Below are 12990 nucleotides of genomic sequence, written 5' to 3'. Positions count from 1 at the left end.
GGCATTGTTGAGCCAGGCGCCAGGACGCTGAGTCCGCCATCAGGGCAACCCCACACGGACGGGGGCGCCCGGCACCGACTTCGGTCCCGGGCGCCCCCGTCCACGTGCCAGCGGGAGTCACGCCGCGTGCACCACGTCCTTCTCCTCCGCGAAGTGGCACGCCGACTCGTGCGCGGCCGGGGCGTCCTGGCCGGCGAACCGCTCGGGGACCGCGAGCAGCGGTACCTCGGTGGCGCACTTGTCCTGGGCCTTCCAGCAGCGCGTACGGAAGCGGCAGCCGGACGGCGGGTTGGCGGGCGAGGGCACGTCCCCGGTGAGGATGATCCGCTCGCGACCCTCGCGGGCCTCCGGGTCGGGCACCGGGACCGCCGACAGCAGCGCCTGCGTGTAGGGGTGCGTCGGGTGGTCGTAGATCTGCTCGTCCGTGCCGATCTCGGCCATCTTGCCGAGGTACATCACGCCGACCCGGTCCGAGATGTGCCGGACGATCGACAGGTCGTGCGCGATGAAGATGTAGGACAGGTTGAACTCGTCCTGCAGCTTCTCCATCAGGTTGATGACCTGCGCCTGGACGGACACGTCCAGGGCGGAGACCGGCTCGTCGCAGATGATGATCTCGGGGTTGAGCGCGAGGCCGCGGGCGATGCCGATGCGCTGGCGCTGACCGCCCGAGAACTGGTGCGGATAACGGTTGATGTACTCGGGGTTGAGGCCGACGACGTCCAGGAGCTCCTGGACCTTCCGCCGCCGGTCGCCCTTCGGCGCCACGTCGGGGTGGATGTCGAAGGGCTCGCCGATGATGTCGCCCACCGTCATACGGGGGTTGAGCGAGGTGTACGGGTCCTGGAACACCATCTGGATGTTCCGGCGTACGGCCTTCAGCGCACGCCCGGACAGCTTGGTGATGTCCTGGCCCTTGTAGAAGACCTCGCCGGCGGTCGCCTTCTCCAGGGTCATCAGAAGCTTTGCGACGGTGGACTTGCCACAGCCGGACTCGCCCACGATGCCCAGGGTCTCGCCCTGGTACAGGTCGAAGGAGACCCCGTCCACGGCCTTGACCGCGCCGATCTGCCGCTTGAAGAGGATGCCCTGGGTCAGCGGGAAGTGCTTGACCAGGTTGCGCACCTGAAGGATCGGCTCACCGCGCTCGACGGGGGCTTCGATGGCCGCGACCGCCTCGGCGTCGGAGTGGGCGTCGACCACCTCCACGTCGGTGACGTTCGGAGTCGCGTCCAGGGCGTCCTGCGGCTCACCCGCCTTGCTGAGCTCAGCCATGGATCGTCTCCTTCCAGAAGTGGCACGCGCTGCCGCGGCCGGCCAGCTCACTGCCGTCCCGCTCGGTGACGGGAAGCAGTGCCGGCACCTCGGTACGGCAGATGTCCTGCGCCTTCGGGCAGCGCGGGTTGAAGGCGCAGCCGGACGGGATACGGGTCAGGTTGGGCGGCAGACCCTTGATCGCGTACAGCTCCTGGCCCTTCTGGTCCAGGCGCGGGATCGAGTCCAGCAGACCGCGGGTGTACGGGTGCGCGGGCCGCTTGTAGAGCTCGTGCACGGGGGCGGTCTCGACGATCCGGCCCGCGTACATGACCGCGATCTTGTCCGCGACGTCGGCGACCACGCCGAGGTCGTGGGTGATCAGGATCAGACCCATGTTGTACTCGCGCTGGAGCTCCGCGAGCAGGTCCATGACCTGTGCCTGGACCGTCACGTCGAGGGCTGTGGTGGGCTCGTCGGCGATGATCAGCTCGGGCTCGAGGGCCAGCGCCATGGCGATCATGATGCGCTGGCGCATACCACCGGAGAACTGGTGCGGGTAGTCGCCCACGCGCTCCTTGGCGGCCGGGATCCGCACCCTGTCCATCAGTTCGATGGCCTTGAGCTTGGCGTCCTTCTTGGAGAGGCCCTGGTGGACGCGGAACATCTCGCCGAGCTGGTAGCCCACGGAGAGGACCGGGTTGAGGGAGGAGAGCGCGTCCTGGAAGATCATCGCGATCTTCCGGCCGCGGATCTTCCGCCGCTCCTCGCCGGACATCCTGAGCATGTCCTCGCCACGGAAGAAGATCTCGCCCTTGGGGATGCGGCCTGGCGGCATGTCGAGGATGCCCATGATCGCCTGGGCGGTCACGGACTTCCCGGAACCGGACTCGCCGAGCACGGCGAGCGTCTCGCCCGCGTTGACGGTGTAGTTGACACCGTTGACGGCCTTGGCGATGCCGTCCCGGGTGTGGAACTCCACGTGCAGATCGCGGACTTCGAGCAGCGGGCCGTCGAAGTCGTCCCCGGCGCGCGGCGCGGGAACGTCCGCAGGTTTGTCGATGATGGTCACGTACGCCTCCCTCAGCGCAGCTTGGGGTCGAGGGCGTTGCGTACAGCATCGCCGAACATGAGGAACGACAGGACCGTGATCGAGACCATCACCGACGGGATGATCAGCACGTACGGCGCGTTGCGCAGTTGTTCACGGCCCGCGGAGACGTCCACGCCCCAGGAAACCGTCGGCTCGGCGAGGCCGACACCGAGGAAGGACAGCGTGGCCTCGGCCGCGATGTAGCCGCCCAGCGCGATGGTCGCCACGACGATGATCGGAGCGAGGGCGTTGGGCAGGATGTGCTTCAGCATGATGCGTGTCGTGGAGGCGCCGAGCGCCTTGGCCGCGACGACGTAGTCGGCCTGCTTGACGGTGATCACGGAACCGCGGGCGACGCGGGCGATCGTGGTCCATCCCAGGAAGGCCATCGCCAGCATCACGACCCAGACCGTGCGCACCTCGAAGGTGGTGAGGACGACCAGCGCGCCGAGCAGGTACGGAATGGCCATGAAGACGTCGGTGACCCGGGACAGCATGCTGTCGAGCCAGCCCCCGAAGTATCCGGCGGTCATGCCGACCGCAGTGCCGAGGACGGCCACCAGCACGGTCACGCCTACGCCGACGAGGATCGAGGCGCGAGCACCGTACACGATGCGGGCATAGATGGAGCGTCCCTGGCCGTCGTATCCGAGCCAGTCCGGGGCGAAGAAGTTGCCCCAATTCGGGTGCTGGAGGTAGTGCTTGGCCAGGTCGGCGTCGCGCGGGGATGCGCTGGTGAACAGGCCGGGCGCGGCCGCCATGACGACTAGCAGCAGGATCAGCACGGCCGACACGAGGAAGAGCGGGTTACGGCGCAGATCGTGCCAGGCGTCGGACCACAGGCTGCGGGCCTTCGCCGGCGTGGGGCCGGACTCCGCGGCCACAGCGGCGGTTCCTTGGGCCAGGTCGTTCGCCACGGTCTTCTCGGCCTTCTCAGCGGTCTTCTCAGGCATACCGGATCCTCGGGTCCAGGACCGCGTAAAGCAGGTCGACGAGCAGGCTGGCGACGAGGTAGACGATCACGATCAGCGAGGCGATGCCCACGACCGTCGCGCCTTCCCGGCGGAACAGGGCCTCGTAGATGGCGTCACCGACGCCCTGCACGTTGAAGATGCCCTCCGTGACGATGGCGCCGGTCATCAGGTTGCCGATGTCGGTGCCGAGGAAGGTGACCACCGGGATCATGGAGTTGCGCATGAGATGGACGCCGACGATCCGGCTGCGCGGCAGCCCCTTGGCCACGGCGGTGCGCATGTAGTCCGCCCGGAGGTTCTCCGCCATCGACGTACGGGTCAGGCGGGCCACGTACGCAAGGGACAGGGATGCGAGCACGATCGCGGGCAGCAGGAGGTCGCCGAAGTTCTCGGAGTCCTGCACGGTCGGGGTCGTGACGCCCAACTGGAAGGCGAAGAGGTACTGCATCAGGTAACCCAGCACGAAGGAGGGCATGGAGATCAGCACCAGGGTCAGGGTCAGCAGACCGCGGTCCCGGACGGAGTCAGGGCGCAGACCGGCGATGACACCCAGGCTGATGCCGACGATCACCAGGAAGACGAACGCGAAGAGCGTGAGCCGGATGGTGACCGGGAACGCCTCAGCGATGATGTCCGCGACGGGACGCTGGCTCCCGATCGTGGTACCGAAGTCGCCCTGGAGCAGTCCGCCCAGGTAGTTCAGATACTGCTGCCAGATCGGCAGGTCGAGGCCGAGGTCGTGCCTGATGCTCTCGACCACAGCCGGGTCGAACGCCTGGTCTCCCATGAGCGCCCGGACGGGGTCGCCGGGCAGGGCGTACATCATGAGAAAGATCAGCAATGTTGACCCGATGAACACCGGGATCATCTGGAGCAGTCGTCGTGCGACATAACGCCCCATGGGTGCCTCCGTGTGGGTAACTGCAGTCGCGGGGCCGTCGCATGAGAGACGGCCCCGCTGCCTTCCGCCGTCGCCGATGGGATCGGCGACGGCGGACTACGGCCGAGTGGGAATTGGCCCGCAGGCTCGCTTACTTGGTGGTGACCTCGGTCAGCTCGAGGTCGCCGTGGAAGTCCACGTTGACATTGTCCACGCCCTTACCGTGGCCACCGTTGATGCGGTAGTACCACAGCGGGATGGCCGGCATCTCGTCGACGAGCTTCTTCTCGACTTCCTGGTAGGCCTTGACGGCCTCGTCCAGGGACTCTGCCTTGTCGCCCTCCGCCATCAGCGCGTCGATCTCCTTGTTGGAGAAACGGCCGTTGTTGGACTCAGCGTTGGTGTGGTAGAGCTCCTTGATGAAGTTGACGTTGACCGGGTAGTCGGCGACCCAGCCGCCGCGGTACATCGACTTCACCTCGTCGTTGTCGCGCGCCTCGAGGTCGGTGGCGAAGTCCGGCTTCGCGTCGCCGACACAGTCGACACCGGTGGCGTTGCGGATCGACTCGCAGACCGCGGTCACCCACTCCTTGTGGCCGCCGTCGGTGTTGTACTGGATCCAGACCTTGTTGCCCGGGACGCCGCCGCCCTCTTCGATGAGCGCCTTGGCCTTCTTCGGGTCGTACGTGAAGACGTCCGTGTCCAGGTCCTGGTTGCCCTTGACCTGCGGCGGCGTGAAGCTCGTCGCGGGCGTACGGGTGTTGTTCAGGACGGTCTTGGTGATCGTGTCACGGTCGATCGCCATGGACAGACCCTGGATGACCTTCGGGTCGACGTCCTTGAACGTCTTGGAGTAGAAGGCCGGGACCAGCGACTGGATGGCCGCGTACGGCTCCTCGATGGCGCCGTCACCGAGGTCCTGCTTGTACTTCGGCAGGTCCGTCGGGCCGACCTGGCGGATGATGTCCAGGTTGCCGGAGACGACATCCTGGTACGCCGCCTCGAGGGTGGCGTAGTTCTTGAACTGAATGCCCTTGTTCGCGGCCTTGTTGGGGCCCTTGTAGTCGTCCCAGGCCTGGACCTGAATCAGCTTCTTGTGGGTCCACTTCTCGAACTTGTACGGACCGTTACCGACCGGCTTCTGGCCGAACGCCTTCGGGTCGTCGTAGAAGACCTTCGGAAGCGGGGCGAACGTGGTGTAGCCGAGCTTGTAGTTGAAGTACGGAACGCGTTCCTTCAGGTCGATGGTGAAGGTGGTGTCGTCCACGACCTTCAGACCGGACATCTTGTCGGCCTTCGGGTCGCCCTTCTCCGGGTGGACGTCGTCGTAGCCGGCGATGTCAGCGAACCAGAACGAGTTCTGCTGGTTGTTCTTGATGTTCGCGTACCAGTTCCAGGCGTCGACGTACGACTGCGCCGTGACGTCCTCGCCGTTGTGGAACTTCCAGCCGCTCTTGAGCTTGACCGTCCACGTCTTCGAGTCCTCGGTGGTGACCGACTCGGCGTTCGTGTAGACGATCTCGCCCTTGGCGTCGAAGTCCAGAAGCTGAGTGAACAGGGACTGGATGACGTACGAGCCGTTGGTCTCGTTGGTGTCCGCCGGGATCAGCGGCTTCTGCGGCTCGCCGACATCGATCGAGACGTAGCCCGCGAGCGCGCCCTTGTCCTTCGGCTCGTCCTCGCCGCTACCGCCACCACAGGCCGTTGCTGCCAGCGCGACGACGATTGCCCCCGCGACCCACTTGGCGCTCTTGGCACCGCGCATGGGTTCTCCTCCTCATGAGTCCACTTGTTCACGTCAACAGGGTGCACATGAAACGACGCCGCCACCCCTGACGGCGAAGAGATCCGGTGCCCCAGTGTGCTCGTGAGTCGGCGCTCCCCACAGCGCGTGACCCATTGACCCGAGCTCTACGCGCCTAACTATTAGCCATGGGCTACGACCCGGCCACACCCTTTTGGTCTCGGTTCGATCACACCTGACGCCTACTTAGTCCAAAATCCGGACAAACCGATCCGAGATAGATGGCCGCGAAACGGACGCGTTACATATCTATCGGGCAGCAGCGTCCGTATTCCGGACGGTCGGCCAAGGAAAACCGGTTGCGAACATGGCGATGATCTGCCATACCCTTCCCGACGCCCTCCGCCGCAACCCTCGCCGCCCACAACAGGAAGGGTAGCTGCCAGTCCCCGCGCGTAGATACGGGGCTGACGGGCTTCCTTGGCGGCGTGGATGGGACCCAATCCGCAACCTGGGGCATTCCGGTACGACAGGCTTCAGGCGCCACCTGTTCGGGGGCGTCCGGACTCTGTGGTACCGGCCAGATGTTTCGGACGAATGCCGATGCTGTGTCCGACGGCGTCGGGACATGTGCTCGGCGTGCGCAGGTCGGCGCGGCCGCCCACCGCGGGCCAGAACCAGCCACCGACCGGCAGCCGCATACGCGCCGAAGGGGACGTGCCGTGATGTGCGCCCGCTGGGGGCATCCCAGGCCCTCAAGGCACTGGGGAGTACATCCCGACGGGCCCCGACCCACCGCCGACAGGAGGCGGCGTAACGGCATGGGACATGCACGCGCACGCCGCCCAAGCCCGGGACAAGCTCAGGCGTCCGCGCCGCTGCGCGGCAAGCGCGGCGTCAGACGCCGAGCGCCCCGCGCAGCCTCAGGCTGCGCGGGGCGCCCCTTACGGCACAGCGCCCAGCGTCAGGCGTGCTTCGCGCGCGAGGCCGCGCGGGCGCGGTCGCGGGCGTCCAGGTTCACCTTGCGGATGCGGACGGCCTCCGGGGTGACCTCGACGCACTCGTCGTCGCGGCAGAACTCCAGCGACTGCTCCAGCGACAGCTTGCGCGGCGGGACGATCGACTCGGCGACATCGGCCGTCGACGACCGCATGTTCGTGAGCTTCTTCTCCTTGGTGATGTTCACGTCCATATCGTCGGAGCGCGAGTTCTCACCGACGATCATGCCCTCGTAGACCTCGGTGCCCGGCTCGACGAAGAGCACGCCGCGCTCCTGGAGGTTCGTCATCGCGAACGCGGTGACGGCACCGGAGCGGTCGGCGACAAGCGAGCCGTTGTTGCGGGTCTGCAGCGTGCCGAACCACGGCTCGTGGCCCTCGTGGATGGAGTGCGCGATGCCCGTACCGCGGGTGCTGGTCAGGAACTCCGTGCGGAAGCCGATGAGGCCGCGGGACGGGACGACGAACTCCATGCGGACCCAGCCGGAGCCGTGGTTGGACATGTTGTCCATCCGGCCCTTGCGGACGCCCATGAGCTGCGTGACCGCACCCATGTGCTCCTCCGGCACGTCGATCGTCATACGCTCGACCGGCTCGTAGACCTTGCCGTCGACGTCCTTGGTGACGACCTGCGGCTTGCCGATGGTCAGCTCGAAGCCCTCGCGGCGCATCTGCTCGACGAGGATCGCCAGCGCCAGCTCGCCACGGCCCTGGACCTCCCAGGCGTCGGGGCGCTCGGTGTCCAGGACGCGCAGCGAGACGTTACCGATCAGCTCGCGGTCGAGGCGGTCCTTGACCTGACGGGCGGTGACCTTGCGGTCCTTGACCGCGGCCTTGTTGTCCGCGCCCTTTCCGGTGCCACCGCGGCCGACCAGCGGCGAGGTGTTCGTACCGATCGTCATGGAGATCGCCGGCTCGTCGACCGTGATCAGCGGCAGCGCGACCGGGTTCTCCGGGTCGGCCAGCGTCTCGCCGATCATGATGTCGGCGATACCGGCAACCGCGCAGATGTCGCCCGGGCCGGCCTTCTCGGCCGGCTTGCGGGTGAGCGCCTCGGTCATCAGCAGCTCGGAGATACGGACGTTCTGGACGGTGCCGTCGCGCTTGATCCAGGCCACGGTCTGGCCCTTCTTCAGCTCGCCCTGCGCGACGCGCAGCAGCGCGATACGGCCGAGGAAGTTGTCGGCGTCGAGGTTGGTGACGTGGGCCTGGAGCGGGGCCTCCTCGTCGTACGACGGGGCCGGGATGGTGTCCAGGATCGTCGAGAAGAACGGCTCCAGGCTGTCGCTGTCGGCCGGGACGGTGCCGTCCTCCGGCTTGGTCAGCGAGGCCACGCCGTCACGGGCGCAGGCGTAGACGATCGGGAACTCGATCTGGTCCTCGTCCGCGTCCAGGTCCAGGAACAGGTCGTACGTCTCGTTGACGACCTCGTCGATACGGGAGTCCGGGCGGTCCGTCTTGTTGATGCAGAGGATCACCGGGAGCCGGGCGGCGAGCGCCTTGCGCAGTACGAAACGGGTCTGCGGCAGCGGGCCCTCGGAGGCGTCGACGAGGAGGACCACGCCGTCGACCATCGACAGGCCGCGCTCGACCTCGCCGCCGAAGTCGGCGTGGCCGGGGGTGTCGATGATGTTGATCGTGATGACCTCGCCGCCGTCCTTCGGGTGATATTTCACCGCGGTGTTCTTGGCGAGGATCGTGATGCCCTTCTCACGCTCCAGGTCGTTCGAGTCCATCATCCGATCGTCGAGGTTCTCGGCGGCGTGGGCTGCGAAGGCGCCGGCCTGCTTGAGCATGCCGTCGACGAGGGTGGTCTTGCCGTGGTCGACGTGGGCGACGATGGCTACGTTGCGGATGTCGTGGCGCGTGGCCATAGTGGGGCGCTTCTCCCGGAGTGAGTGGACGGCTGCCGCGTACTTCTTCGGTACGCGGGCCCTGCCGGGCTGGACACGCCACGGCCTCACCCCATCGTACGGTGCGCTCCGGGGTGGGGCTTGCGGGGGCCTTTGGGTGCCCCCTTTGGGGGCCCTGTCAGCGGCTCGGGCTTCCCTTGGGCGCGCCCTGGTGGACCCCCGACTTCAGGTAGCCCATGTCCTCGTAGACCGGGGTCTCGAAGCCGAAAGCGCCTGCGTTGGCGAGGTTCGGACGGGCGGCCACCAGTTGGGGGCGCTGGTAGAGGGGGATGGAGCTGGCCACGGCCCAGATGCGGGCGTCGGCCTGCTTGACGAGCGCGGCCGCCTCCTGCTCGTCCAGCTCGGCGATCGCCTGGTCGAAGAGCTGGTCGATGTGGTCGGTGCCGACCCGCGTGTAGTTCTGCTCGATGCTCAGCGAGCCGTCCGCGGCGGCCACCGGCTTGGCGAAGATCGGCCGGTTGTCGGTGGCGGGGAAGGCGGTCGCGGGCCACGAGTACAGCGCCAGGTCGTACTGGCCGGACGCGATGTGGTCTTTGAAGTAGCTGTCGTCGGAGACCTTGGACGTCTCCGTGCGGATCCCGATGCGCTCCAGCATCCGCGTGATCCGGTCGCCCACGGCCCGCAGCTGTTCCGATCCGGGGCCCGAGGGCAGCACGAAGCGGAGTGTGAGCGGCTTGCCGTCCTTGGCCAGCTGGCCTGCGGCGGCACCGTCGGCCGCGGCACCGGCCGGGGACGCCGTGTTCTGCGGGGTGCCGCTCGTCTTGGGGGCGGCCGTTCCCTTCGGTGCGTACGCGCCGGGGACGCCGCCCCGCCTGGCCTGCTGCCGGCCGTCCTGCCCCCGCGGATCCTGCAGCTTCTCCCTGTCGGCCTCACCGGGCATGACCAGGGCATCCGCCTGGCGGACGAGCGCGGCGCGCTGGAGAGCGACGGCCGGAGCGGGCGCGAGCACGGAGCTGCCGCTGTTGCCGGGCTTGTCGTCCTCCTGTCCGACGATGTACGTACCGTCGTCGTCCTCGGCGGCTTCCTCCGCTGCGCCGGCCTCGTCGTACGTCCCGGAGTCCACCGAGTCGCCGGAGCCGGAGGAACTGCCGGAGCCGCCGGATGATCCTCCCGGGGCCCCGTCCGCGGACTTCCCGGAGTCCCGGGCCTCGCTGCCCGCGGCGTTTCCGTCCTTCGTCGTGCCGCCCGGCACCCATCCGGCGTCCGCGAGCAGCGCCTGCGCCGCCTCCGTGTCCTGGCCGCCGAGGGCACCGCTGTTGTCGGCGTACGCCGCCTGGCCGGCCAGTGCGAGATGGTTGCCGACCGGCTCGGCGGGCAGCCCGAGCGGTGTCAGCACGAGCCGGGCGAGCTCCTCGCGGTCGAGGGCGCGGGCCACGGCGCGGCGTACGCGTTCGTCGGCGAGCGGGCCCTGGGAGCCGTTGAGCGCGAGCTGCGTGTAGGAGGGCTCCAGGGACTTGCGGAGGACGTAGTCGCGCAGGCTCGCCTGCTCCTTGGTGTACTGCTCGGCCGCCTCGCTCCGCTTCTCGCGGGCGAGCTTCTCGGCCTGGGCCGCCTGTGCGTCCGAGCCGTTCGCGACGGCCCAGGAGCGCAGCGCCTGGGCGGGACTGGTCTCGGCGACGGGCCCGTGCGCGGGTGCCCCGTCGGCTCCCTTGTCGCGGGTGGCGAGTGCGATGCGCTGGGCGTCGGCCGGCTCGACGTCGGCCAGGTCGAGTCTGCCCTCGGCGAGCGCGGCGGCCCGCTCGTCGCGCGGCACGGCGCGCAGCACGATCGTGGAGAGCTTGGCCGGGTTCCCCCACCAGCGCGGATTGCGTTCCAGCGTCACATCGCCCGCGGCACGGTCGATCTTCGTGAGGGTGAACGGCCCGGCGGTGGCCTTCAGCCTGGACCGCGCACCGTCGTTGAAGGTGTCCGGGGTGCCCATGACGTCCTTCGGGTACAGCGGCGAGAACAGCGAGCGCCAGTCCGCGTACGGCTTGGCGAAGGTGACCCGTACCTCCAGGTCGCTGGCGCCTCGCTCGATCCTCTCGATCCGGTCGTAGCCGGCGTTGCGCGCGGTCCAGTACGCGGTGTCCTTGCCGGACAGGGCGCGCCACTGTGCGGTGAAGTCGGCGGCGCCGATCTCGCGGCCGTCGCTCCACACCGCCTGCTGGTTGATCTTGTAGAGCACCACCTGCTTGGGCTCGCGCTCGACGATCTCGGCGGACTCCAGGAAGGCGGGGTTGCGCTGCGGCCGGCCCAGCTCGTCGAGCCGGAACAGGGACGGCAGGACGGCGCCGGCGATGCGCGACGTGGTCGCGTCGGCGTCGGCCTGGAAGGCGTTGAGCGTCTCGGGCAGGGCGTCGACGGCCCAGTTGAGGGTGCCGCCGTCGCTGATCAGCTCGCGCCCCGCCGACGCGATGTCCTGGCCGGCGACCGGACGGCCGGCCTTTTCGCTACCGCTGCTGCAGCCGACCAGGGCGGGCACGGTGAGCACTCCTGCCGCGAGGAACGCGACGCATCGCATGACAGGGCGCAGCCTGACGCCGTCGAGAGACATCACTGGTACCTCCGGGGCTCGCGCGGCCTGCGCGCCGCCGGTCCGGTCCGGGCCGGATCGGACCGGGACTGCTCAGGGTGTACGGAATGCTGTGCTTGTACGGAATGCTGTGCGGAGTATGGTGCTGATCACACGTATCGCCCCACTGAAGAGGATCGTGTGGGTTTGTCGGTAGCGACACGACACAGAGAGGCCCCAAGGTCACCCGCGCGGCGGAAGTGGCAGGCGATTCCGCTGCGGCTGCTGCACATCGCGACGTCCTCTGTGACTAATGGGCCGATCGGGGGCGCGTAAGGGGCGCATGCGTGGCACGCGGACCAGGAATCCGGGCAGATCCCTTCACAGGCGAGATGTGACGCGCGACACTCGCAGGCGCGTGAGCGTTGCCACCGCAACCGCGGAAGTGAGGGCAAGTCATGTCCCTGCAGGACGATCTGACCGCCGTACAACGCTGCATCGACGACCTCGTCCGGTCCGTCGGCCGGCTCGAGCAGCACGTCGGACGCAGCCTGGAGATCCGCCGGGTACGCACGGACGCCGACCACCTGCGCGAGAGCGTCGCGCTGCTGCGCGAGGCGGCCCCCGCCCTCCGGACACAGAAGAAGCCCGAGCTCGTGGGCATCCCGGACACGCCGTACGACAGCGCGCTGTGGACGGACTCGGACGACGAGGGCCTGGGCGCCCGCGACCGGCGCGCTCCCTGACCGGCGTCGCGACCGTCAGCGCGAACGGCCCACTGAGTCGTTCACAGTCCACAAAGGAGTGGAACTTCGTTGGCAACCGGCACAGAACCACAAATGAACACAGGCGGGGTACGGCAAGGCAGCCGCGCCGCCATCGCCGCCCCGCATCTGCGGACCGACCGCTGGTGGCTGGCGCCTGCCGCCACCGCGGCCGGGTTGCTGGCCTTCGTCGTCTACTCGACGTGGCGGGCCTTCGCTAACGCGGACTACTACGCGGCGCCCTACGTATCGCCGTTCTACTCGCCCTGCCTGGCCGAGAACTGCGAGCCGATGCGCGCGGGCCCGAACTGGGAGATCTTCGGCAGCTGGTGGGGCCTGTCCCCCGCCCTGCTCATCCTGATCTTCCCGCTGGGCTTCCGGCTGACCTGCTACTACTACCGCAAGGCGTACTACCGGGGCTTCTGGGCGTCCCCACCTGCCTGCGCGGTCGCCGAGCCGCACAAGAAGTACACCGGTGAGACCCGCTTCCCGCTGATCCTGCAGAACATCCACCGCTACTTCTTCTACGCGGCGCTCCCGGTCGCCGGGATCCTGACGTACGACACGGTCCTCGCCTTCCGCGACGAGAACTACGAGTGGGGCCACATGGGCCTGGGCACCCTCGTCTTCCTGGTCAACATCGTGCTGATCTGGGCGTACACGCTCTCCTGCCACTCCTGCCGGCACATCGTCGGCGGCAAGCTGAAGCACTTCTCCAAGCACCCCGTGCGCTACCGGCTGTGGCAGTGGGTGGGCAAACTCAACGCCCGGCACATGCTGCTCGCGTGGACCTCGCTGGTGAGCGTCGCGCTCGCCGACTTCTACGTGTTTCTGCTCGCCAGCGGCGCCTTCGACGATCCGAGGCTGTTCTGAAAT

9 protein-coding genes are annotated in these 12990 nt (G+C 68.1%); 2 read left to right on the top strand and 7 right to left on the bottom strand.

Translation table 11 applies throughout. The features are described 5' to 3' along the window. Nucleotides 1–117 precede the first annotated feature (117 nt). From H1D24_RS00400 to H1D24_RS00370, 7 genes are all read right to left on the bottom strand, one after another. The gene (locus H1D24_RS00400) at nt 118–1275 is read right to left on the bottom strand and encodes an ABC transporter ATP-binding protein (protein WP_181655292.1); all 1158 of its coding nucleotides are present in this window, start codon (nt 1273–1275) and stop codon (nt 118–120) included. Continuing rightward, nucleotides 1268–2326, bottom strand: coding sequence for an ABC transporter ATP-binding protein (locus tag H1D24_RS00395; RefSeq protein ID WP_181655291.1), 1059 nt, complete (start codon nt 2324–2326; stop codon nt 1268–1270). The genes H1D24_RS00400 and H1D24_RS00395 overlap by 8 nt, the downstream gene beginning before the upstream one ends. Nucleotides 2327–2337: 11 nt before the next feature. Continuing rightward, a complete protein-coding gene (locus H1D24_RS00390; protein ID WP_181655290.1) occupies nt 2338–3300 on the bottom strand; it encodes an ABC transporter permease in 963 nt (320 codons plus the stop codon). Continuing rightward, entirely contained in the window at nt 3293–4222 is a 930-nt protein-coding gene (locus tag H1D24_RS00385; RefSeq protein WP_181655289.1) for an ABC transporter permease, read from the bottom strand. The genes H1D24_RS00390 and H1D24_RS00385 overlap by 8 nt, the downstream gene beginning before the upstream one ends. A gap of 130 nt (nt 4223–4352) precedes the next feature. Then, nucleotides 4353–5966 carry a peptide ABC transporter substrate-binding protein gene (locus tag H1D24_RS00380; protein WP_181655288.1) on the bottom strand — a complete coding sequence of 538 codons (1614 nt, stop codon included), beginning with the start codon at nt 5964–5966 and terminating at the stop codon, nt 4353–4355. Between the two features lie 943 nt (nt 5967–6909). Next, nucleotides 6910–8817 (bottom strand): translational GTPase TypA, encoded by a 1908-nt coding sequence (gene typA / locus H1D24_RS00375; RefSeq protein WP_181655287.1) that lies wholly within the window; start codon nt 8815–8817, stop codon nt 6910–6912. 157 nt (nt 8818–8974) lie between these two features. Further along, nucleotides 8975–11392 carry an ABC transporter family substrate-binding protein gene (locus tag H1D24_RS00370; RefSeq protein ID WP_181655286.1) on the bottom strand — a complete coding sequence of 806 codons (2418 nt, stop codon included), beginning with the start codon at nt 11390–11392 and terminating at the stop codon, nt 8975–8977. 416 nt (nt 11393–11808) lie between these two features. On the opposite strand from H1D24_RS00370, the gene H1D24_RS00365 reads away from it, so the two are divergent. After that, on the top strand, nt 11809–12096 hold the full coding sequence (locus H1D24_RS00365) for an Rv0250c family protein (protein WP_181655285.1): 288 nt from the start codon (nt 11809–11811) through the stop codon (nt 12094–12096). 69 nt (nt 12097–12165) lie between these two features. Next, on the top strand, nt 12166–12987 hold the full coding sequence (gene sdhC, locus H1D24_RS00360) for a succinate dehydrogenase subunit SdhC (RefSeq protein WP_181655284.1): 822 nt from the start codon (nt 12166–12168) through the stop codon (nt 12985–12987). Nucleotides 12988–12990: the final 3 nt, after the last annotated feature.

The organism is Streptomyces himalayensis subsp. himalayensis (genome assembly GCF_013778455.1).
GTDB lineage: Bacteria > Actinomycetota > Actinomycetes > Streptomycetales > Streptomycetaceae > Streptomyces > Streptomyces himalayensis.
The sequence above is the reverse complement of the archived record's forward strand: the minus strand, read 5'-3'. Positions and strand labels throughout refer to the sequence as shown.

Coding starts and splice junctions, on each gene's coding strand:
- H1D24_RS00400 (WP_181655292.1), bottom strand. CDS start 1,275: ATGGCTGAGCTCAGCAAGGCGGGTGAGCCGCAGGACGCCCTGGACGCG.
- H1D24_RS00390 (WP_181655290.1), bottom strand. CDS start 3,300: ATGCCTGAGAAGACCGCTGAGAAGGCCGAGAAGACCGTGGCGAACGAC.
- H1D24_RS00385 (WP_181655289.1), bottom strand. CDS start 4,222: ATGGGGCGTTATGTCGCACGACGACTGCTCCAGATGATCCCGGTGTTC.
- H1D24_RS00380 (WP_181655288.1), bottom strand. CDS start 5,966: ATGCGCGGTGCCAAGAGCGCCAAGTGGGTCGCGGGGGCAATCGTCGTC.
- typA (WP_181655287.1), bottom strand. CDS start 8,817: ATGGCCACGCGCCACGACATCCGCAACGTAGCCATCGTCGCCCACGTC.
- H1D24_RS00370 (WP_181655286.1), bottom strand. CDS start 11,392: ATGTCTCTCGACGGCGTCAGGCTGCGCCCTGTCATGCGATGCGTCGCG.
- H1D24_RS00365 (WP_181655285.1), top strand. CDS start 11,809: ATGTCCCTGCAGGACGATCTGACCGCCGTACAACGCTGCATCGACGAC.